Source organism: Variovorax sp. EBFNA2 (assembly GCF_033802765.1).
Classification (GTDB): Bacteria; Pseudomonadota; Gammaproteobacteria; order Burkholderiales; family Burkholderiaceae_C; genus Variovorax; species Variovorax paradoxus_H.
Window position 1 is genome coordinate 5,258,764 of sequence record NZ_CP138496.1, and the last position, 21,752, is coordinate 5,280,515.

Sequence of the window (21,752 nt, forward strand, 5' to 3'; positions counted from 1 at the left end):
CAACGGCGCGCACTGCGGCTGCCACAGCAGCAGCTTGCGTGCTACGCTTCCCGGGCTCCCTGCGCCCTCCCCGTGGCGCCGGCGTTTTTTCTCCCAGCCCCCGCATGACTTCTGCCCCCCACATCGCGGTGCTCGACGACGAGGTCGACATCACGCTGCTGCTGGCCAACTACCTCCAGGGCCACGGCTTTCGCGTCACCCAGATCCACGACGGCGCGGCGCTGCGGGCGCTCATGGCCGCCGACCCGGCCGACCTCGTGCTGCTCGACCTCGGCCTGCCCGGCGAAGACGGCTTTTCCATTGCCCGCCACATCCGCGAGAACTGGCGCTGCGGCCTCGTGATCGTCACCGGCCGCGGCGATCCGGTCGACAAGGTGGTGGGCCTCGAAGTGGGCGCCGACGATTACGTGACCAAGCCCTTCGACCTGCGCGAGCTGGTCGCGCGCGTCAAGGCCGTGCTGCGGCGCCTGACGCCCGAAGCACCCGCTGCTGCTGTCGCCGCGCCCACGCCGCCCGAGCGCCTGCGCTTCGCCGGCTGGCGCCTGGACACCGCCGCGCGCAGCCTCAGCAACGCGCAGGGCGAGGCCGTGCCGCTGACCACCGGCGAGTTCGACCTGCTGTGCGCCTTCGCCCGCCACCCGGGCCGCGTGCTCTCGCGCGACTTCCTGCTCGAGCAGACGCGCGGTCGCGAGGCCGCGCCCTTCGACCGCACGATCGACGTGCAGGTCGGCCGGCTGCGCAAGAAGATCGAGGCCAACGCCGACGATCCGCAGCTCATCAAGTCGGTGCGCGGCGCGGGCTACATCCTCGTGCCGCCGGTCACCCATGGCTGACGACCAAGCGCCGCAGCAACCGTCCATCGCGGGCCTGCCCTCGGGCGTCGAGGAAGGCAGCGTGTTCCGCTCGCTGTTCGCCGCGTACCCCGATTCGCTGCTGGTGGTGGACCAGTCGGGCCGCATCGTGCTCGCGAACCCTTCGGCCGCCGCCATGCTCGGCTACGCGGCCGACGAGCTCGTGGGCCTGAGCGTCGAAGCGCTCGTGCCCGACAGCATCCGTCCGCGCCACGCCGCGTTCCGCGAAGCCTACGGCCGCGCGCCGCGACCGCGCCCGATGGGCACCGACATGGAACTCGTCGCCAAGCGCAAGGACGGCAGCGAGGTCATGGTCGAGATCGCGCTGAGCCCGCTGCAGAACCAGGGCCTGCCCTTCGTGGTGGCCGCGATCCGCGACATCGGCGCCTACCCGCGCGTGAAGCAGGCGCTGCAGCGCGCGCGCTACAGCGAACACCTCGCGCAACTGGGCCGCCTGGCGGTCGACACGCGCGATCTGCAGGTGGTGCTGGCGCAGGTGCCCGACATCGTCGCGACCGCGCTGCAGGTCGAGGTCGCGATGGTGTGGCTGCTCGACGGCACCCAGCGCGAATTCCGTCTCGCGAGCGGCGTGGGCCTGCTCTCCGACGAAAGCGTCGGCCTGCGCATCGCCAACCGGCCCGACACGCAACCGGGCTACGTGTTCTCGCAGGGCTGCCCGGTCGTCGTGCCCGACTACCGCGAGGAGCGCCGCTTCGCCGTGCCACCCACGTACCTCGAGGCCGGGCTGGTCAGCGCGCTGGCCGTGCCGCTGTCCGACCGGGGCCGCGTGACCGGCATGCTGTCGGTGCGCGCCACGGCCGCGCGGCGCTTCGGCGACGAGGAGATCCGTTTTCTCGAATCGGTGGCGAGCCTGCTGGCCACCAGCCTGCAGCGCGTGCAGACCGAAGAAGCGCTGAACCATGCGCAGCGCCTGGAAAGCGTGGGCCAGCTCACCGGCGGCATCGCGCACGACTTCAACAACCTGCTCACCATCATCCAGGGCAACCTGCAGGTGCTCGAAGAGCTGCCGCAGCTCGCGGCCGACGGCTACGCGCAGCAGCTCGTGGCCGCCGCCGCGCGTGCCAGCCGGCGCGGCGCCGAACTCACGGGCAAGCTGCTGGCCTTCTCGCGGCGCCAGATGCTGCAGCCCGACGCAGTCGATGTGCGGCAGATGCTGCACTCGCTCACCGACATGCTGCGCCGCACGCTCGACCAGCGCATCCAGATCGAGATCGACACCGCCGACCCCTGCCCCGCCGTGCGCGCCGACCCGGGCCAGCTCGAATCGGCGCTGCTGAACATCGCCATCAACGCGCGCGACGCCATGCCCGAGGGTGGCCGCCTGCACTTCCGCGCCGAAGCCTGCGACGCCCTGCCCGCCACCGTGCGCCAGGAACTCAGCGACGCCGACGCCGGCCGCCGCTTCGTCGCGCTCTCCATCGCCGACAGCGGCACCGGCATGACCGAGGCGGTCATGGAGCACATCTTCGAGCCCTTCTTCACCACCAAGGAAGCGGGGCGCGGCACCGGCCTGGGCCTGAGCACGGTGTACGGTTTCGTGAAGCAGTCGCGCGGCGCCATCGCCATCGACAGCAAGGTCAACGGCGGCACCACCGTCACGCTCTACCTGCCGCAGGTGGAGGTCGATGCGGCGAGTGCGGCGGCACCTGTCGATGAAGATCCCGTGGAAATCGAAGCCGAGGCCACGTTGGCACCGGGCCTGCGCGTGATGCTGGTCGAAGACGACGCCGAGGTGCGTCAGGTCGTCCACACCTTCCTGACCACGCTGGGCTGCGAGGTGGTGACCGCTGCCAACGCCGAACAGGCCCTGCCCGCCATGGCCGCCGAGGCCACGCCCTTCGACCTGCTGCTGAGCGACATCGCGCTCGGCCCCGGCATGCGCGGCACGCGGCTCGCCGCCGAGGCGGTGCAACGCCAACCGCGGCTCGCGGTGCTGCTGATGTCGGGGTTCTCGGCGGAGTTGCTCGACGCCGACCGCGAAGCGCCCCCGGGCTGGGAGCTGCTGCGCAAGCCTTATTCGCGCAGCGAACTCGCGCGCGCGATGGCGCGGGCGCTGCTGGCCGCTCGCGAATGAGCGGCGGCTCTCGTTACTGAAGCAGTGCAGGTGCCGGTGCCAGGCAGCGCTGCACGAAGGCCGACAGCGCGCCCACGTCGGGAATCTGCACCTCGCGCCGGCCCTTGGTCGCAAAGCCGATGACCTTGTCCCGTGCCAGCCGCGAGAGCGCGCGGCTCACGCTTTCGAGCGTCATGCCCAGGTAGTTGCCGATCTCGGCGCGCGTCATGCGCAGCGTGATCTCGTCGGTGCGCATGCCGCGGTCGGCCAGCGACTCGGCCCAGTAGCGCAGGAAGTCGGCCACGCGCGCGTCGGCCGGCAAGGTGCACACCGACATCAGCGAGTCGCGGTCGTGCGCGATCTCGCGGCTCATCGCGGCGTGCAGCATCTGCAGCAGCGCGGGGTGCGCGGTGCAGGCCGTCAGCAGCGATTCGTAGGGCACGACCCAGACCTCGCCCGTGTCCATCGCCACGGCGTCGCACACGTAGCGCTGGCCCGCGATGCCGTCGAAGCCCAGCCAGTCGCCGCGGAACTTGAGACCCACCACCTGCTCGCGGCCGTCGGCCGAGAGGTTGACGATCTTGAAGAAGCCCGAGTTCAGGATGTAGAGATTGCCGAAGCGTTCGCCGGCCTGGTAGATCACGTCACCCGTGTGCACCATCCGGCGCTGCGGTTGCAGCTGCTCGGCCAGCACGCGCAGGCGCTCGGCCGTGCGCCGGCCCGCGTCTTCCTTCTGCACGACCGGAAGGGGCCGAAGCGGGAGGATGGGATGGGGGCGGGCACTCGTGAGCATGGGGATTCCTCGGCGTTCTGTCTTGTGTAGCTTTCGCCTGCGATCAGGCGATGTCTCGATGCTAGGAAGCGCGAGGCCCCGCAGTGACAACGGCCCGCATCGGTGCGTAACGTCGGGTGAATGCTCTGTGTCCGGCGTGTAACAGCGGCGCCGGCCTTGATGTGCGTCAAGGCGGGAAAGCCAAGGCTGGCTAGCCTCCGCGAGACACATGTCGAACCTTGCCATGCACTCCTTCGCCGCTGCGCTGTCGCCCCAGAAAGAAGCCAGCCTGCTGGGTCGCGCCCGGCTGCTCCAGCGCGCCGCGCTCGACGGCGCCGCGCCGCCGCGGCTGCTGCGCGGCAAGAACCTCGGCCTGCTCAGCGAGGCCGGCGACAGCGAAGCGCTGGCCCTGCTGCGCCAGGCCGCCGAGGAACTGGGCGCACAGGTCGCGACGATGCGCTCCAGCCTGTCGACCGACACGCCGGTGCAGGAGCTGCAGCACACCGCGCGCATGCTCGGGCGGCTGTACGACGCCGTGGCCTGCGAGGGCATCGACCCCGCACTGGTGCGCCGGATCGGCCAGCACGCGGGCATTCCGGTGCTCGACGGCGCAGCGGCAGACAGCCACCCCACGGCCGCGCTCGCGGGCCTGCTCGACGAGCGCACGGCGCCGGCAGACAACCGGCGGTTCGTGCTGCAGGCGTTGCTGATCGAGAGCATCGGCTGAGGCGTTGTCCGAAGCCAAAAGCACTCATCTGGACGTCGATTCCGGACCACTTCCGTGAAGTAGAGTTGCCCCGGTCCATGCCGCCTCCGATGCGGCAGGAATCGAACGAAGACCGGGCATACCGGCAGTGACACCGGGGAGGTGGTTATCCATGTCAGACAGTTCAAACATCTTCCATGGCGCAGCGCCATGGAAGCTCGAAGGCCTGAACGTCGCGCGGCTTTCGGAGCAGGCGCGGCTCATCAAGCTGCAGCTGCCCGCGTCGGCGCCGCAGAACGCCGTCGTCGTCGAGCGCTTCATCGGCACCGAAGGCCTCAACGAGCTCTTCGAGTTCACCATCGACACCCTTGCCACGTCGAGCGAGTTCGACCCGTTCGCGCTGATCGGCGAAGAGCTGAGCCTGCGCCTGCTGCTGGCCAATGGCAGCTTTCGCACCTGGCACGGCTACCTCACGGCCGTCGATGCGCTGGGCGGTGACGGCGGCCTGGCGCGCTACCGGCTGCACCTGCAACCCTGGCTTGCTGCGCTGGGTCTGCGCCGCGACAGCTTCGTGTACGCCGCCAAGCACGTGCAGGACATCGTCAGCGAAGTGTTCGCCGACCACACGACCGCGAGCTTCAGTTTCGAAGTCACACAGGAGATGCCCGTGCGGCCCACCTGCGTGCAGTACCGCGAGTCGGATTTGGCCTTTGTGCTGCGCCTGCTCGCGGAAGAAGGCCTGAGCTTTCGCTTCGCGCATGAACAGCAGTCTGCCAATGGCAGCAGCACGGGGAACAACACCACGCCCTCACACCACCGCCTGGTGATCTTCGACCGCGCGGCGACCCCGCCCGACTGCGCCTTGCCGCAGATCCGCTTTCACCGCGTCGACGCCACCGAATCGACCGATGCCATCACCGCATGGAGCAGCCGACGTCAGGTTGCCACCAACGCCGTCATGCGCAACGCCTGGGACGCCAGCGTGCTGCAAGCCCCCACCGGCGCCGTGCAGAGCGCGCTGGCGATGGGCGATGTGCCCGTGCTGGAGCACTACGACGGCGCCGGTGCGCAGCGCTACGCCGACAGCGCCACTGCCGCCCGCCGCGCCGAGCAGCAGCTCGTGGCCTTCGAGTCGCGCATCAAGCGCTACGGCGGCGCGGGCAGCGTGCGACAGCTCGGCGCGGGCGAGCGCTTCACGCTCACGCAGCACGACCGCTACGAGGGCCGCAAATTCCTCGCGCTGCGCGTTCGCCACGAAGCAGCCAACAACCTCGGCGCACAAGCCGCACAGGTGCTCGAAGCCGGCGAGCTCGAGAAGGGCAGCTACCGCAACAGCTTCGAGGCCCAGCCGGCGGATGCACAGGTCGTGCCGCTGTGGCGACCCAAGCCCACAGCTCCCGAAGCCATGGTCGCGCTCGTGGTCGGAGCCGATGACGACGAGGCACCGACGGCTGTCAATACACAGCGCGACCATCGCGTGCAAGTCCGTTTCCATTGGCAGGCCCAGCGTGCGGGCCAGCAGCAATCGACGAGCAGCGGACAAGGCAGCCTGGTCGCCGCCGGTCGCCAAGCCAGCAACCGCCAGTCCGTCTGGCTGCGCGTGGCCGCGCCGGTGGCCGGTCCGAACTGGGGCGCACACCACCTGCCGCGCGTGGGCTCCGAGGTGCTGGTGTCCTTCATCGAAGGCGACATCGACCGGCCGGTGGTGGCCCAGCAGCTCTACAACGGCCAGGATCTACCGCCCTGGTCGGCCGGCACCGATTCGTCGGCCAACCACGCCGGCGTACTCTCGGGATGGCACACCCGCGCGCTCGACGGCAGCGGCTACAACCAGTGGATCGCCGACGACGCACCCGGCCAGGTGCGCACCCGCCTGGCCAGCTCGCACGCGGCCAGTCAACTGAACCTGGGCCACCTCAATGCCCAGTCACCCGACGAGAGCAACCGCGGCGCCTGGCGCGGCACCGGCGCCGAACTGCGCTCCGACGCCTGGGTCGCCACGCGTGCCGGCGAAGGTCTGCTGATCTCCACGCTGGCCCAGGAACGCGCGGCGGGCAGCGTCCAGGACACTACCAGCGTGCGCGGCCAGCTCGCGGGCGCGTTGCGCGAGGCGCAGAAACTGTCGGATGCGGCCGGCGGCGCGAAGGCGTTGGCATTGAGTGCCACGGCGCTGCTGCAGCCGCTCATCGACGACATCGATCCGCAGAAGAACGGGCACTACCCGGGCAGCGTCAACGGGCAGGACGCGCGCGAGCCGAAGGGTGGAGAAGGCGCGAGTTCGCGCGAAGGGCAAGACCCCGTGCCTGCCTTTGCGCGACCACTCATGGTGCTCGACGCGGCCATGAGCCTGAACATGGCAACGCCTGCCAGCGCGACTGTGTTTGCGGGTGAGGCGATCCACTGGACCGCGCAGGCGCAGGCCCATCTGGCCGCAGGCAAGACCGTGGGCTTCGTGGCCGCTAAATCCGTGGGCCTGTACAGCCACGAAGGTGGCATCCAGGTCATTGCGCAGGACGGGCCGGTGAGCGTGCAGGCGCATACCGATGAACTCGAATGGCTGGCCAAGCAAGGCTTCACGGTCACGAGCAGCAATGACGAGATCCACGTGCTGGCGCAGCAGAAGATCACGCTCAAAGGTGGGCAGACGAGCATCGAGCTGGATGGGATGAACATCACGCTGAAGATGCCGGGGCTGCTGGACATCAAGGGGACGAGCAAGAGCTTCGTGGGGCCCGGGCGGAGTCCGGCCCAGCTGCCACATTTGCCGGTGGGAGCGATGGGACTCACCGAGTCCCGCCTGGACCAAGGGCCCTACAAAGCCGACTACCAGCTGTTCAAAACCGACAACCGCCCCTTCGAGGGTTATGCCTACGAAATCCATGGCCGGTCTCTCAAACGGCTGGAGAGCGGCGACACCTCAGAAGCAGGTCAGACCCGCATGGTCCACAGCGAGGCGGCCATCGACCTGAAAGGCTACAAGTCCATCATGCGTGAAAGCGAACGGGTGACCGAGAACTGGTCGTCGGTGCTGGACGCCAAGGCCCGGGAAGCCGAAACGCGAAGCGCCCCGGCGTCGTGCGGTGACGCTGAAAGCGAGGCCGCGTAATGCCCGCACCAGCCATCGTTTGGGGTGTGCTCGAACTGGTCGCCCTCGCCATCACGGCGCACGAATTGGGGGAGCTGACCAAAGACCTGTACGAGGGTGTCCAGAAATACAACAAGGACATCGGCAAGGCCAAGGAAGAGATTCGCAAGGTCATCCAGAGCATTCAGGAAGAGATCGCTCAGAAGATCGAGGAGAAGGAAGAGGTCGCCATCCTGCTGGCCCTCGAGGCCGCCGACCCACAGGGTCAGAAAACCCGCAAGGCCACAGGCCGGGGCGCGACGGAAGCCACCATCAATGCGGCCATCGAGCAGAAGATTCCGTTTCGCGATGCCATCAGCCAAGTGTGCGCCGCTGCCGACCGTTTGCCCGTCTTTAGTCTGCGGCGCAAGGAAGGTGTATCGCTCAAGGACCTCGCCAGAGCCAAGCCCAAGATCTTCGAAGAGTTGCTGTCGATGTCGGTCGAGAAGCTGAGCGACGTGCAGCTCGAAGCATTCCTGGTGATCAGGCTGAAGCAGTTGGCGGCCAACCTGTTGTTCGAGTTCGTGGACGAATGCCTGGGTTGGGCAAGCCCGCTGAAATGCGAAGTCAACTTCGGGCCTGCGCCCGGCTTCGAGGATCATCCCGTGCAGGGCACTACCAGGCTCAAACGGGTTGGCAAGGTCAATCCGTTCTATCCGACTCCGTTCCAGTACCGCAGGGGCAGCATTTCAGCCGACCTGATGATTTCAGAATACCGGCACCAGCGTCCCGACAAGGCGAACATCTTTGCCATCGTGGAGATCAAGTTTCCGAACGATCGGATTGAGGCGAAGCAGTTCGAGGGCTACAAGTTCATGCTTGAAAGAGCGGCCAAAGTAAAAACGGGTCGGGCTCCCGTCACGTTCCAGGGCAAACCCGTCAGTTCGGGCGGTCGACTGTCGCTGTTTCGATACCCGGAAGACATCGCGGTGCACGGAAAAAAAGAGCCTGACAAGCAGGATGACTCCAAGCAAGAGGACAAGTCCGAAAAATCTAGCGGTAGATCGCGAAGCAATAGAAAACGAGGCATTTGATGAGCACAGCAGAGCTTTTCCTCAGTCCCGAGGAGATCGAAAAATTTGTCCGCGAGAGCAAGATCGCTCCGCAATGGTTCTACGGCTACAAGGACCGCGAACTGGGCATCTGCCCCTACGTGACGTTCTATGTTTACCACCAGCCCGAGGACTACATGGCAGTGGCGGACAAGTTCATCACCGTCTGGGAACGCTTTGGCGAACTCGTGGACGAACCCATCAAGAAGATGTTCAAGTCGCGCACACAGGTGTGGCTCAACGCCGGCGACAAGCGGTTTCCGACGGACCTGCGAGCCGAAGCTGCACATCATCAAAAGGAGTTTGAGACTTTCTATTTGATGGCCACCGATATGGAATCGCCCGATGCTTCGCCGTTGTGGTCCTATTCGGCGCGCGTTTGCCATGTGCCTCAAATGGGCTACAGCACGCTCAAACTGATCTTCTGCTACGACTGGTACGAGGATGGCAATCAGGCTCGATGGCGCGAGTTCGTAGTCGACTGCACAACGTCGCTCCGACCAGAGCAGGCATACATGGGATATGAGGTAGGCAACGGCGGCCTCAGCGTGATGGGCGCCTACGAGTCCGATGTGCTTGAACGCATCTGTGCGGATTATTTCTACGGTCTGGACGTCGATCACCCATCGAACATGGGATTTCACGCCAATGACGATGAAGACGGGTACATCAATCCGGCTCGACTTGGCTCTGGCCTGCGCCCACCGACTTGGTGCTTCATGCTCTCACCCGTGTGGCAGCGCAAGCTGGGCAAGTCCGAGCATCAGATCCGCGCCGAATTGGCCGACCCGCGCATCAAGATCACGGCGATTCCATACCCGCGGGACAAGTTCAACCCTGACAGTGCCAACGGCCTCTGGATCGAGTTGGGTGACCTCGACCTGTATCCCGTGGAAGACGGTGTGCCAGATGTACTGATCAAAGCCAACCGCTTGATCCGTCCGATCCGCTGTGACGAGTTGAACCTCAACACACTCGACCCGTGGGACGGCGACCCCAACCCACGCTTCGGCTACGAGAGTTCGTTGCGCTGGATGCGTCGCTTCGACGACGACAGCGACTGGCCTACTGCAGAGCAAAGAGCCAAGCTCGCGCCCGATAACGATGAACAGAAGAGGCTTGGCTCTGTTCCTGGTGGCCAGCCGTGCCCTCAAACGGGCTGGTGGTTCACTCCGGCCAAAACGAGCAGTCGCCAGTATTTCAAAGCTGGTGAAGTCATGCCCCTCATCGAAGGCAGCGACTACGGCTCAACCTTCTGGCAATGGGACGCCGATCAGTCGACACCCAAACCCTGAGAGTCGCAGGCGCCTGCCTGCCTCAGCCGCACCAGTCCGCAATGCGATGGCTCAGGTCCATCCACAGCGCCTGCAACGTCACCGCGGCCAGCAACACACCCGCCAGCCGCGCGCCCCAGTCCTGGCGCGTGCTGCTGTCACCCCACCCGCGCAGCCGCTGCCACAGCCACGGCGCCGCGAGCAGCGACACGCTGCTGCCGAGCGCGAACAGTGCCATCGTCGAGGCGCCCTGCCACGGCCCGTTGCCCAGCGCGGCCAGCATCAGCGCGGAGTAAAGCAGGCCGCAAGGCATCGCGACCCACAGCGTGCCCGTGGCGAGCACGCCCAGCAGCGAGCTGCCGGCCCTTGGGCGCAGACGCGCTTCGAGCGCGCGCCCGGCGCGTTGCGCCCACAGCGGCTGGCGACCCGCGACAGCGAGCACCACGCCCCACGCGAGCACGAACACATGCAGCATCACCCACAGCGGCCGCCAGGCCGCGACCTGCGCGCTCGCTGCGCCCAGGCCGTGCAGGCTCGCGGCGGCGACGGCGCCGGCCGCTGCGTAGCTCGCCATGCGGCCGAGGTGAAAGGCGACCGGTGCGATGGCGTGCGTGGCCTGCGAGGGCCCACCCGCCGGCACGATGCGGATCACCGCGGACGACACCGCGCCGCACATCGCCACGCAATGCGGGCCACCCGCGAGCCCCATGAGCAGCGCGGCGCCGGCGAGTGCGGGTGAGTCCATACCGTCCTAGACGACGCGCGAGAAGCGCGTGCGCGTCGCGGCGCAGTAGCGGTCGAACACCATCGCCACGGCGCGCACGAGGAACCAGCCGGCCTCGGTGACCTCGATGGCGCGCGGCGACAGGCGCACCAGCCCCTGTTCGGCCATGGGCGCCAGCGCGGCGCGTTCGGGCGCGAAGTAGTCGGCGAAAGCGATGCCGTGCGCGGCCTCGACGGCATCGAAGTCGACGCGGCCCCGGCACATCAGCGCCATGATCACGTCGCGGCGCAGCACGTCGTCGTCCGACAGCGCGAGGCCCTTGACCACGGGCAGGTGGCCCTGGTCGAGCAGCGCGTAATAGTCTTCGAGCGTCTTCGCGTTCTGGCTGTAGGTCGCGCCCACGCGGCCGATGGCCGACACGCCGAGCGCGACGAGGTCGCCGTCGGGCTGCGTGCTGTAGCCCTGGAAGTCACGGTGCAGCCGACCTTCGCGCTTGGCCACGGCCAGCGGATCGTCGGGCAGCGCGAAGTGGTCCATGCCGATGTAGACATAGCCGGCCTCGGTGAGCGCGGCAATCGCGCGCCCCAGCATGCGCACGCGCATGGAGGCATCGGGCAGCTCGTCGGCGGCGATGCGCCGCTGCGGCTTGAAGCGCTCCGGCAGGTGGGCGTAGGCATACAGCGCGATGCGGTCGGGCCGCAGGTCGCGGATCTGCGCGAGCGTGCGCTCGAACGAGGCGTCGTTCTGGCGCGGCAGGCCGTAGATCAGGTCGACATTGATCGAGCGAAAGCCCAGCGCGCGCGCCGTGTCCATCAGCGCGAAGACCTGTTCTGCCGGCTGGATGCGGTGCACGGCCTGCTGCACGGCGGGGTCGAAGTCCTGCACGCCGAAGCTCAGGCGGTTGAAGCCGAGCGCGGCCAGCGCCGCCAAGCGCTGTGCATCGACGGTGCGCGGATCGATCTCGATCGACTGCTCGCCGCCCGGCACGAAGGCGAACGCGCGGCGCAGCATCGCGACCAGCTCGCCCAGTTCTTCGTCGTCGAGGAAGGTCGGCGTGCCGCCGCCCAGGTGCAGCTGGCCGACGGGCGCGTCGGGCCCGAGTTGCGCGACCTGCAGCGCCACTTCGCGCGCGAGGTAGTCGAGGTACGCGCGTCCGCGTTCGCGGTGCTTGGTGACGACCTTGTTGCAGGCGCAGTAGTAGCACAGCGATTCGCAGAACGGGATGTGCACGTACAGCGACAGCGGCTCTCCGGCCGTGTCCGCATCGCGCCGCTGGTGCAGCGCCTGGGCGTAGTCACCGGTGCCGAAGCTGTCGACAAAGCGGTCGGCCGTGGGGTACGAGGTGTAGCGCGGGCCGGGCACGTCGAAGCGGCGCAGCAGTTCGACGGGCAGCACGGAGGGCGTGTCGGGAATGGCAAGGGCGAGCGTCATTGCGCGGTCTCTTTCTCTGACGGCAGGGCCAGCAGCGTGGTGCACGCGCTCGAGGCCGCTGCCATCAGCCAGAACACGAAGAAGGACACGGTGTAGATGCCTTGGCGCGACATATGCAGCGCGTCCGCGCCGCAGTAGGAGTGGATCGGGTCGATCAGCGCGAACACCAGCACCTCCATGCCGCAGGCGACGAGGAACGACGGCCAGAGGATGCCGGCCACGCGGCGCATGGCACTCACTGCGCGCCCCGCTTGGGCACCGGCACGTCGCCCTCGGGCGTGGCCGCATGGTTGCGCCCGGCCTGCGCCGGCATGAGTTTCTTGTCGGCCAGCGTGCGGTTGATCTCGATGCCTTCGCGGTAGTAGTCCTCCGACACCAGCACCTCGGGCGTACGCAGCGCCAGCCAGACGGTCGCGATGCTCGCGAGCACCACGACGGCGGGCCCTGCGATCACCAGCCAGACCAGTGGATAGCGCCACCAGGGGCCGGAGGTTGCGGGCTCGTTCATCGGCAGGGCGTCGTTCATGGGAAGACCTTTCAGCGCGGCACCAGGAAGACCGCTTTTTCGGAAACCTGCGCCGCGCCATCCACCTGCCGGATGTCGAAGTGCACCGTGTGCGAACCGGCCGGCGCGGCGCCATAAGGCACCTGCAGCCGCACGGCGACCCAACGCGCCTGCGCGGGCTCGACCTCGACGGCCTCGTCGGGCGACACGCTCATCCCCTCGATGCCGCGCGCGGCGATGCGGTAGTGCTGCGTGCGCTCGGTCGCGTTCATGATCTGCAGCCGGTAGACGTTCTCCAGCCGCCCGCCCTCAACGATGCGCGCCAGCGACGCACGGTCGCGCACCACGTCGACCTTCAGCGGCGTGCGCACGACCAGGCTGGCGAGCAGGCCCACCACCAACAGCGCGAGCAGCGCGGTGTAGATCAGTACGCGCGGTCGCAGAACGCGGCGCCAGAGCTGCCGGCGCGACCAGCCGGCCTCCATGCCGTTCTGCGTGTCGTAGCGGATGAGGCGCGGCGCGTAGCCCATCTTGTCCATCACGCTGTCGCAGGCGTCCACGCACAGGCCGCAGCCGATGCACTCGTACTGCAGCCCCTGGCGGATGTCGATGCCCGTGGGGCACACCTGCACGCACAGGCTGCAGTCGATGCAGTCGCCCAGCGCGGCGCTGCGCGGATCGACGGTCTTGCGGCGCGGTGCGCGCGGCTCGCCGCGCTGCGGGTCGTAGCTGACGATGAGCGTGTCGCGGTCGAACATCGCGCTCTGGAAGCGCGCGTAGGGGCACATGTACTTGCACACCTGCTCGCGCATGAAGCCGGCGTTGCCATACGTGGCAAAGCCGTAGAAGAACACCCAGAACACTTCCCACGAGCCCATCTGCGTCTGCAGGAAGGCCATGCCCAGCTCGCGAATCGGCGTGAAGTAGCCCACGAAGGTGAAGCCGGTCCACAGCGCAATGCCGATCCAGACGAGGTGCTTGAAGGCCTTCTTCACCAGCTTCTCGAGCGAGAACGCACCGGCGTCGAGGCGGATGCGCGCGCTGCGGTTGCCTTCGATGCGCTGCTCCACCCACAGGAACATCTCGGTGTAGACGGTCTGCGGGCAGGCATAGCCGCACCACAGGCGGCCGGCCACGGCCGTGAAGAGGAAAAGGGAAAGCGCGCTGATCACCAGCAGGCCCGACAGGTAGATCAGGTCCTGCGGGTACAGCACCAGCCCGAAGATGTAGAAGCGGCGCGCGGCCAGGTCGAACAGCACCATCTGCCGCTCGCCCCACTCCACCCAGGGCATGCCGTAGAACACCAGCTGGGTGAGGAAGACCATGGCCCAGCGCCAGCGCGCGAACAGGCCCTGCACGCTGCGCGGGTAGATTTTCTTCGTCGCCTCGTAGAGACCGACCTCCGGCGCAGCGGCGGGTGGTGCGCTGGCGATGGGAATGACGGTCCTTCGCGTCATGGCGTCCCGGCAGGCGGGTTGGACATGCCCCACACGTACGACGCCAGCAGCTTGATCTGCGCCTCGGTCAGGCGGCCCTCCTGCGCGGGCATGGCGCTGTGCTTGCCCTCGTTGATGATCTGCACGATGGCGGCCTCGCCGTAGCCGTGCAGCCAGATGCGGTCGCTCAGACGCGGGGCGCCCATCGCGGCGTTGCCCACGCCGCCGATGCCGTGGCAGGCCGCGCAGGCCGCGAACTTCGACTTGCCCAGGCCCGCGCGCAGCGAGTCGTGCGGCTCGCCCGACAGGCTCAGCACGTAGTTGGCGACGTTCTTCACGTCGTCGGGCGAACCGACCATGGCGGCGGCCGGCGGCATCACGCCGGTGCGGCCCTTGGTGATCGATTCGACGATCTTGTCGGGCGTGCCGCCGTGCAGCCAGTCGGCGTCGGTGAGGTTCGGAAAGCCCTTGCTGCCGCGCGCGTCGGAACCGTGGCACTGCGCGCAGTTGTTCATGAACAGGCGCTCGCCGATGGCGTGGGCCTGCGGGTCGCGTGCGGCCTCTTCGATCGGCATGGGGGCGTAGCGCGCATACACGGGCTCCAGCGCCTGCGTGGCCTTGGCCATGTCTTCCTGGTACTCGCCGCGCGAGCTCCAGTCGTGCGTGCCGCGGAAACTGCCCAGGCCGGGGAACACGGCCAGGTAGCCGATGCCGAAGACGATGGTCAGCACGAACAGGCCCACCCACCACATCGGCAGCGGGTTGTTGGATTCGCGCAGGTCTTCGTCCCACACGTGGCCGGTGGTGTTGTCGGCGTCCGAGGCCACGCGCTTGCGCGCCGTGAGCCACAGCAGCAGCACGCAGCCCAGGATGCTCAGCAGCGAGGCCACGGCCACGTAGCTGGACCAGAAGTGACTGATGAAATCGCTCATGGTGGGCTCCCCGTCAGTCTTGCTCGAAGGGCAGGCGTGCCGCTTCGGCGAAGCGCTGCGTGTTGCGGCGCGAAGAAGCCCAGGCCACGATGCCGATGAAGACAACGAAGCAGGCGATGGTCGCGGCGATGCGCAGGGTGGTGATGTCGGTCATGGGGCGTTGCCTGTTCTTTCTTCTTACTTGAGCGCCAGGCCCAGCGACTGCAGGTAGGCCACGGTGGCGTCCATGTCGGTCTTGCCGGCCACCTCGTCGGCGGCCTTGGCGATCTCTTCGTCGGTGTAGGGCACGCCGACCTTGCGCAGCGCGCGCATGTGGGTGGCGATGCTGCCGCCGTCGACCAGCCCCTTCTCCAGCCACGGGTAGGCCGGCATGTTCGACTCGGGCACGAGGTCGCGCGGGTTGTTCAGGTGGATGCGGTGCCACTCGTCGCTGTAGCGCCCGCCCACGCGGTGCAGGTCGGGGCCGGTGCGCTTGCTGCCCCATTGAAAGGGGTGGTCGTACACGAACTCGCCGGCCACCGAGTAGTGGCCGTAGCGCAGCGTCTCCGAGCGGAACGGGCGGATCATCTGCGAGTGGCAGTTGTAGCAGCCCTCGCGCAGGTACACGTCGCGCCCCGCGAGCTGCAGCGGCGTGAGCGGCTTCACGCCCTGCACCGCCTCGGTGGTCGACTTCTGGAAGAACAGCGGCACGATCTCCACGAGGCCGCCGATGGCCACCACCAGCAGGATCAGCACGATCATCAGCAGGTTGTTGGTCTCGACCTTCTCGTGCGTGAAGCCGGTGGCGGCGGGCGCGGGGGTCTTGGTGTCAGGTGCGTTCATCGTGCGTCCTCAAAGGCTTCGGGGCTTCAGGCGTGGGCGGCGGCAACGGCCGGGATCTCGGCGCGCACCGAGCGGCCGCTGATCACGGTCATCCAGACGTTCCAGGCCATGACCAGCATGCCGCCCAGGTACAGCACGCCGCCGATCACGCGCACCAGGTAGTAGGGGAAGGTGGCCTTCACGCTTTCGACGAAGGTGTAGGTGAGCGTGCCGTCGGTGTTGATCTCTCGCCACATGAGGCCCTGCATCACGCCGGCGATCCACATCGCGGCGATGTACAGCACGATGCCGATGGTGGCCATCCAGAAGTGCACATCGATGGCCTTCACGCTGTACATGGCCACGCGGCCGTACATGCGCGGGATCAGGTAGTACAGCGAGCCCATGGTGATGAAGCCCACCCAGCCCAGCGCGCCGGAGTGCACGTGGCCCACGGTCCAGTCGGTGTAGTGGCTCAGCGCGTTGACGGTCTTGATCGACATCAGCGGGCCTTCGAAGGTCGACATGCCGTAGAACGACAGCGCGACGATCAAAAAGCGCAGGATCGGGTCGGTGCGCAGCTTGTGCCAGGCGCCCGACAGCGTCATCACGCCGTTGATCATGCCGCCCCAGCTGGGCGCGAGCAGGATGAGCGAGAACACCATGCCCAGCGACTGCGTCCAGTCGGGCAGCGCGGTGTAGTGCAGGTGGTGCGGGCCGGCCCACATGTAGGTGAAGATCAGCGCCCAGAAGTGCACGATCGACAGCCGGTACGAGTACACCGGACGCCCCGCCTGCTTGGGGATGTAGTAGTACATCATTCCCAGGAAACCGGCCGTGAGGAAGAAGCCCACGGCGTTGTGGCCGTACCACCACTGCACCATCGCGTCCTGCACGCCGGCGTAGGCCGAGTAGCTCTTCATCCAGCCGGCCGGAATGGCCGCGCTGTTGACGATGTGCAGCAGCGCCACCGCGATGATGAAGGCGCCGTAGAACCAGTTGGCCACGTAGATGTGGCGCACCTTGCGCAGGCCGATGGTGCCGAAGAACACGATGGCGTAGGCCACCCAGACCACGGCGATCAGGATGTCGATGGGCCATTCGAGCTCGGCGTATTCCTTGCCGCTGGTGTAGCCCAGCGGCAGGCTGACGGCGGCGGCAACGATCACCAGCTGCCAGCCCCAGAACACGAATGAGGCCAGTGCCGGGGCGAACAGACGGACCTGGCAGGTGCGCTGCACCACGTGGAAGCTCGTGGCCATGAGCGCGCAGCCGCCGAACGCGAAGATCACCGCGTTGGTGTGCAGCGGACGCAGGCGGCCGTAGCTGAGCCAGGGGATGCCGAGGTTGAGGTCGGGCCAGGTCAGCTGCGAGGCGATGATCACGCCGACCAGCATGCCGACCACCCCCCAGACCACCGACATGAGTGCGAACTGCCGGACGACGGTGTCGTCGTAGATGGCCGCTGGAGGGTGCGTGGTCTGCTGCATCGTGGTGCCCGTTGATGTGGTTGGCGGGCAGTGTCCTTTGGCTATTGCTGCCCAGGCTTGATGCAGATCAAGGTGTCAGTCGTTGTTCAAAATGCGGTCGCCTTCGACCTCGATGTCCTCGAACTGGCCACGCTCGATGGCCCACCAGAGCCCCCCGAGGATCGCGAGCACGAGCACCACCGACAGCGGCACGAGGAGGAACAGCACGTCCATCTCAGGCCACCGCCGCCTTGCCGGGCGCGGCGAGCCGCGCCGCGTTGAGCACCACGAGCAGCGAGCTCGCGGCCATGCCCAGCCCCGCGAGCCACGGCGGCAGCCAGCCCACCACGGCCAGCGGCACACACACGGCGTTGTAGGCCGCGGCCCAGAACAGGTTCTGGCGCACCACGCGCAGCGTGCGGCGCGCCTGCGCCACGGCCGCGGGAATGGCCTGCAACGCATCGCCGAGCACCACGAAGTCGGAGCGTGCGCGCGACAGCGGCACGGCGTGGCCGAAGGCGAACGAGGCGTTGGCGCGCGCCAGGCTCGGGCCGTCGTTCAAACCGTCGCCGACCATCGCCACCTCGCGCCCGGCCGCCTGCAGCTGCCAGAGCACCTCGAGCTTGTCTTCGGGCGCGCAATCGCCCTGCACCGCCGCGATGCCGGCCTGCGCGCCAATGGCGCGCGCCGCGTTGTCGCGGTCGCCGGACAGCAGGCGCACCGACAAGCCCTGCGCCTGCAGCGCCGCCACGGCTTGCGTCGCATCGGGACGCAGCTCTTCTGCGAGCACGAAGCTGGCGATCCAGCCTTCGTTGTCGCTCAGGTGGATCTGCGCCGCATCCACGTCGAGCGGCGGCACCTCGCAGAACGACGCGGAGCCCAGGCGCACGGGGCGCGCGTCGCGGTCGTCCACAGCATCGCGTCGATGCAGCGACGCGGCGACGCCCTGCCCCACCGTCTCGCGCAGCTGCGTCGCCGACCAGGCCGGCGGCGCGCGGAACTGCGCCTGCCAGGCGTTCACGAGCGCACGCGCGGCCGGGTGCAGCGACAGCGCCGCGAGCGCCGCGCCGATCTCCAGCGCATCGCCCGGGCGCAGGCCCTGGCGGCAGTACACGCGCTCCAGGCGCGGCGTGTCGCCCGTGAGCGTGCCGGTCTTGTCGAACACCACGGTGTCGACGCCGGCCAGGGCTTCCAGCGCCTGCAGGTTCGACGTGAGCACGCCGCCGCGCGCCAGCGCTCCCGCGCTCGCGAGCATCGCGGCCGGCGTGGCGAGCGACAGCGCGCAGGGGCAGGTGACGATCAACACCGCCACCGCGACCATCAGCGCCTTGCCGGGATCGACCGACCACCACAGCGCGCCCGCGCCGAAGGCGCAGGCCAGCACGGCGATGAGAAAGGGGCGCGCGATGCGGTCGGCGAGCCGGGCCAGCCGCGGTTTGTCGAGCGCGGCGTTCTCCATGAGCCGCACGATCTGCGCAAAGCGCGTGCCTTCGCCCACCGACGCGATGCGCACCTGCACCACGGCCGACAGGTTGTGGCTGCCCGCGAGCACGCGGTCGCCGCAGGGGCGCGGCACGGGGCGCGACTCGCCGGTGAGCAGCGCCTCGTCGGCGGTGGTGTCGCCGTCGATCACCGTGCCGTCGGCCGGAAAGGCCTCGCCGGGGCGCACGCGCACCACGTCGCCTGTCGCGAGCCGGCGCACCGCCACGCGGGTCCACGCATCGTCGGGCCCGAGGCGCTCGACGCCGTCGGGCAGCCGGTGCATCAGCGCTTCGAGCGCGCCGGCCGTGCGGTCGCGCAGCCGCGCCTCGAGCCAGCGACCGGTGAGCAGGAAGAAGACGAACATCGTCAGCGAATCGAAGTAGACCTCGTGCCCCAGCGGCCCCGTGGGGTCGAAGGTGGCGGCGGTGCTCACCACGAAGGTGATGACCACACCGAAGGTCACGGGCAGGTCCATGCCCACGCGCCCGATGCGCAGGTCGCGCCAGGCGCTGCGAAAGAACGGCCCGCACGAGAACAGCACCACGGGCAGGCTGAGCACCCACGAGGCCCAGCGCAGCAGCTGCGCCGCATCGGCCGTCATGTCGCCGGGGCGCGCGACATAGGCCGGGTAGGCGTACATCATCACCTGCATCATGCAGAAGCCCGCGACCAGCCAGCGCCACAGCGCGGTGCGCAGTTCGCGCGTGCGCGTCTCGCGCGCGCTGCGGCTGCCTGCGGGCAGCAAGGGGTAGCCCACGCGCGCGCTGGCCTCGAACCAGCGCGAAGGCCGCGTGGCCGCAGCCGACCACACGACGCGCGCGCGCCGGCTCGCGGCATTCACCTGCACTTCGACCACGCCGGGCACCTGCGCCAGCGCGGCTTCGACGGTGAAGGCGCAGCCCGCGCAATGCATGCCCTCGACCGCCACATGCGATTCCCAGCGGCCCGTGGCGGCATCGACTTGGCGGCCGAACGCGGCCCACTCGGCGGGGTCGTCGAGCAGCTGCCAGGCGTCCGCGCGGGCGTCGCCGCTGGCGGACGATGGCAGGGACGGAAACGGCGCGAGCGCGGCGGAAGCTTGCATCGGGGCAGGCTAAGCGCCTTGCCGATGCAAGCGTTTGATCTGCATCAAGGTTCGTTGCAGCGGCCGGGGCCGCGCAGGACCTTCAGTCACTCCGTCAGGCGGGCGTCTTCGCGAGTTCCACCGGCGGCGTGCCGGCCTTGAACATGCTCGCCAGCTGCTGGCGCAGTTCGGGCGAATCGGTGTGGCCGTGCACGGCCACGGCATGCTGGACGGCGGCATCGAGCAGTTCGCCTTCGGAATCGGCGCAGAGCGCGACACTGCAGTTCATCGTGCTCGGATACTCGCGGCAGTCGATGTATTGGCGTGACATGGCGGCTCCTTCATGTGTCCTTACGGACGTGCTTCGAAGATCAGGTTGAAGGGCGTTTCGCTGGCGCGGCGGAAGTGCGAGAAACCGCCCTGCGAGACAACGTTGCGCAGGCGCGCTTCGCCGGCCTGCGCCCCCAGGCACAGGCCCACTTCCTGGGAACGCGAGGCCGGTGTGCAGATGAAGCTCGAGGCCGAATAGAACACGCGCCCGACCGGGTTGATGTTGTCTTCCAGCCGGTCGTTGGCAAAGGGCTCGACGATCATCCACGTGCCCTGCGGCTTGAGGGCTTGCCGCACGTGCGCCGCCGCACCGACGGGGTCGCCCATGTCGTGCAGGCAGTCGAAGACCGCCACCAGGTCGTAGCCTTCGCCGGGGAAATCCTTGGCGCTCGCGACCTCGAAGCGCAGGCGCTTTTCATCGTCGACGCCGGCCTTGCGCGCGGTTTCGCGGGCGCGTTCGATCGACGGCGCGTGGTAGTCGAAGCCGACGAAGCTGGACTCGGGGTAGGCCTGCGCCATCAGCAGCGTCGAGGCCCCGTGCCCGCAGCCCACGTCGGCCACGCGTGCGCCGCTTTTCAGCAGCGGATCGATGCCTTCGAGCGCCGGAATCCACTGGCTCACCAGGTTGGCCGCGTAGCCGGGCCGGAAGAAGCGTTCGGTGCCATGGAACAGGGCCGCGTCGTGCTCGTGCCAGCCGATGCCCAGGCCCGTGCGCATGGCCTGGACCATCTTGGGAATGACCTTGAACTGCGCCACGGCGATCTGGAAGGCGCCGGGCACGAAGGCCGGGCTGCCTTCCTCGGCCAGCGAAAAGGCCTGTTCCTCGGTCATCGAGAACAGCTCGCCTTTGGGGTCGTACTCGACGTAGCCGCTGGCGGCCTGGGCCGAGAGCCATTCGCGCAGGTAGCGCGGGTCGGTCTCGGTGCGGCGGGCCAGCGCCTCCACGGTACAGGGCCCTTCGGCCAGCGCCTTGTACAGGCCCAGCTGGTCGCCGACGACGACGGTGGCCGCGTGCATCACGGCCCCGAGGTCGTGGACGAAGTTACCCATGAAGGCGTTAAGCCGTGTTTCGTCGATGGCCATGTGTATCCCCTTCGTCGGCAGGCGACTTGCGCGGCCCTTGCGTGCCTATACTGAATTCGCGGCAAAGGGCCTGCGCGCATCCTGTCTCTCGATGCGTGCGGGCGCCATACGCAGCAATGCGTATGCACCGCGAAAGGCATGCCATGACGCACCTGTCGCGCAACGATTGGGCGAACGCACTTCGCCTGCTGGACAAGCTGGAGTCCGGGGATTCGCCCGTGCGGCATCGCGGCACCGACGCGCACCGATTGCGCACCACCCGCCGCGTCGCCAAGGCGCCGGGCCGGCGCGAATTCCGCCGCGCCGCCCTGCAGGCCGACTACTGCCGGCGCGTGGGGCTGGAGCATGCGATGGCGGTGGCCTTCCTGTACCGGCTGGCCTGCCGCGCCCAGGCGCCATTGCTCGACACGTTGCCCGATGCCCTGCCCGCCGGCCTCACGCCGCGCGAGGGCGATGTCATGCACTGGCTCTCGCAAGGCAAGACCGACGCCGACATCGCCGCCCTGCTGACGATCAGCCCCCGCACCGTGCACAAGCACCTGGAGCATGTCTACGTGAAGCTGGGCGTCGAGACACGCACGGCCGCCGTGATGCGCGCGCTCGCCATGGGCCGGCCTCCCTGAAGAAGTGAAACCGGCTCGGC

General features: G+C 68.2%; 21 protein-coding genes. 7 read left to right on the top strand and 14 right to left on the bottom strand.

Annotated features, from left to right (window positions below; translation table 11 throughout):
• Positions 1 to 104 precede the first annotated feature (104 nt).
• The gene (locus RZE79_RS24720) at positions 105 to 833 is read left to right on the top strand and encodes a winged helix-turn-helix domain-containing protein (RefSeq protein ID WP_153282335.1); all 729 of its coding nucleotides are present in this window, start codon (positions 105 to 107) and stop codon (positions 831 to 833) included.
• Complete coding sequence (locus tag RZE79_RS24725) at positions 826 to 2,946, top strand: PAS domain S-box protein (RefSeq protein ID WP_319357234.1); 2,121 nt, start codon at positions 826 to 828, stop codon at positions 2,944 to 2,946. The genes RZE79_RS24720 and RZE79_RS24725 overlap by 8 nt, the downstream gene beginning before the upstream one ends.
• A 13-nt stretch (positions 2,947 to 2,959) precedes the next feature.
• On the opposite strand, the gene RZE79_RS24730 is transcribed toward RZE79_RS24725, so the two are convergent.
• A complete protein-coding gene (locus RZE79_RS24730; RefSeq protein WP_319357235.1) occupies positions 2,960 to 3,718 on the bottom strand; it encodes a Crp/Fnr family transcriptional regulator in 759 nt (252 codons plus the stop codon).
• 223 nt (positions 3,719 to 3,941) lie between these two features.
• Between RZE79_RS24730 and RZE79_RS24735 the strand changes: the two genes are divergently transcribed.
• The 4 genes from RZE79_RS24735 (at position 3,942) to RZE79_RS24750 (ending at position 9,874) form a co-directional block, all read left to right on the top strand.
• On the top strand, positions 3,942 to 4,424 hold the full coding sequence (locus RZE79_RS24735; protein ID WP_319357236.1) for an ornithine carbamoyltransferase: 483 nt from the start codon (positions 3,942 to 3,944) through the stop codon (positions 4,422 to 4,424).
• A gap of 151 nt (positions 4,425 to 4,575) precedes the next feature.
• Positions 4,576 to 7,509 carry a type VI secretion system Vgr family protein gene (locus RZE79_RS24740; RefSeq protein WP_319357237.1) on the top strand — a complete coding sequence of 978 codons (2,934 nt, stop codon included), beginning with the start codon at positions 4,576 to 4,578 and terminating at the stop codon, positions 7,507 to 7,509.
• The gene (locus tag RZE79_RS24745) at positions 7,509 to 8,561 is read left to right on the top strand and encodes a hypothetical protein (protein ID WP_319357238.1); all 1,053 of its coding nucleotides are present in this window, start codon (positions 7,509 to 7,511) and stop codon (positions 8,559 to 8,561) included. Before RZE79_RS24740 ends, RZE79_RS24745 begins: the two co-directional genes overlap by 1 nt.
• Positions 8,561 to 9,874, top strand: coding sequence for a type VI immunity family protein (locus RZE79_RS24750; RefSeq protein WP_319357239.1), 1,314 nt, complete (start codon positions 8,561 to 8,563; stop codon positions 9,872 to 9,874). Before RZE79_RS24745 ends, RZE79_RS24750 begins: the two co-directional genes overlap by 1 nt.
• 22 nt (positions 9,875 to 9,896) lie before the next feature.
• On the opposite strand, the gene RZE79_RS24755 is transcribed toward RZE79_RS24750, so the two are convergent.
• The 13 genes from RZE79_RS24755 to RZE79_RS24815 form a co-directional block, all read right to left on the bottom strand.
• Positions 9,897 to 10,598, bottom strand: a complete 702-nt coding sequence (locus RZE79_RS24755; RefSeq protein WP_319357240.1) for a sulfite exporter TauE/SafE family protein — start codon at positions 10,596 to 10,598, stop codon at positions 9,897 to 9,899.
• Positions 10,599 to 10,604: 6 nt separating this feature from the next.
• Entirely contained in the window at positions 10,605 to 12,008 is a 1,404-nt protein-coding gene (gene hemN, locus RZE79_RS24760) for an oxygen-independent coproporphyrinogen III oxidase (protein ID WP_319357241.1), read from the bottom strand.
• Positions 12,005 to 12,238: a hypothetical protein gene (locus RZE79_RS24765; RefSeq protein ID WP_319361284.1), complete on the bottom strand. Its 234-nt coding sequence runs from the start codon at positions 12,236 to 12,238 to the stop codon at positions 12,005 to 12,007. The genes hemN and RZE79_RS24765 overlap by 4 nt, the downstream gene beginning before the upstream one ends.
• A 5-nt stretch (positions 12,239 to 12,243) precedes the next feature.
• Positions 12,244 to 12,534, bottom strand: coding sequence for a FixH family protein (locus RZE79_RS24770; RefSeq protein WP_319357242.1), 291 nt, complete (start codon positions 12,532 to 12,534; stop codon positions 12,244 to 12,246).
• Positions 12,535 to 12,545: 11 nt separating this feature from the next.
• Positions 12,546 to 13,970 (bottom strand): cytochrome c oxidase accessory protein CcoG, encoded by a 1,425-nt coding sequence (ccoG, locus tag RZE79_RS24775; protein ID WP_319357243.1) that lies wholly within the window; start codon positions 13,968 to 13,970, stop codon positions 12,546 to 12,548.
• Positions 13,967 to 14,881 carry a cytochrome-c oxidase, cbb3-type subunit III gene (gene ccoP / locus RZE79_RS24780; RefSeq protein WP_153282325.1) on the bottom strand — a complete coding sequence of 305 codons (915 nt, stop codon included), beginning with the start codon at positions 14,879 to 14,881 and terminating at the stop codon, positions 13,967 to 13,969. Before ccoP ends, ccoG begins: the two co-directional genes overlap by 4 nt.
• 13 nt (positions 14,882 to 14,894) lie before the next feature.
• Positions 14,895 to 15,035 (bottom strand): CcoQ/FixQ family Cbb3-type cytochrome c oxidase assembly chaperone, encoded by a 141-nt coding sequence (locus RZE79_RS24785; protein WP_319357244.1) that lies wholly within the window; start codon positions 15,033 to 15,035, stop codon positions 14,895 to 14,897.
• 23 nt (positions 15,036 to 15,058) lie between these two features.
• Positions 15,059 to 15,703, bottom strand: a complete 645-nt coding sequence (ccoO, locus tag RZE79_RS24790; protein WP_153282323.1) for a cytochrome-c oxidase, cbb3-type subunit II — start codon at positions 15,701 to 15,703, stop codon at positions 15,059 to 15,061.
• Between the two features lie 26 nt (positions 15,704 to 15,729).
• Positions 15,730 to 17,172 carry a cytochrome-c oxidase, cbb3-type subunit I gene (gene ccoN, locus RZE79_RS24795; protein ID WP_153282322.1) on the bottom strand — a complete coding sequence of 481 codons (1,443 nt, stop codon included), beginning with the start codon at positions 17,170 to 17,172 and terminating at the stop codon, positions 15,730 to 15,732.
• Between the two features lie 75 nt (positions 17,173 to 17,247).
• Positions 17,248 to 17,385 (bottom strand): cbb3-type cytochrome oxidase assembly protein CcoS, encoded by a 138-nt coding sequence (ccoS, locus tag RZE79_RS24800; protein WP_062481719.1) that lies wholly within the window; start codon positions 17,383 to 17,385, stop codon positions 17,248 to 17,250.
• A gap of 1 nt (position 17,386) precedes the next feature.
• Positions 17,387 to 19,717, bottom strand: coding sequence for a cation-translocating P-type ATPase (locus RZE79_RS24805; protein ID WP_319357245.1), 2,331 nt, complete (start codon positions 19,715 to 19,717; stop codon positions 17,387 to 17,389).
• A gap of 94 nt (positions 19,718 to 19,811) precedes the next feature.
• Complete coding sequence (locus tag RZE79_RS24810) at positions 19,812 to 20,027, bottom strand: DUF1059 domain-containing protein (RefSeq protein ID WP_099792485.1); 216 nt, start codon at positions 20,025 to 20,027, stop codon at positions 19,812 to 19,814.
• 20 nt (positions 20,028 to 20,047) lie between these two features.
• Positions 20,048 to 21,109 (bottom strand): class I SAM-dependent methyltransferase, encoded by a 1,062-nt coding sequence (locus tag RZE79_RS24815; protein ID WP_319357246.1) that lies wholly within the window; start codon positions 21,107 to 21,109, stop codon positions 20,048 to 20,050.
• A gap of 143 nt (positions 21,110 to 21,252) precedes the next feature.
• Here RZE79_RS24815 and RZE79_RS24820 point away from each other — a divergent pair, with 143 nt between their 5' ends.
• Complete coding sequence (locus tag RZE79_RS24820; RefSeq protein ID WP_319357247.1) at positions 21,253 to 21,732, top strand: helix-turn-helix transcriptional regulator; 480 nt, start codon at positions 21,253 to 21,255, stop codon at positions 21,730 to 21,732.
• Positions 21,733 to 21,752: the final 20 nt, after the last annotated feature.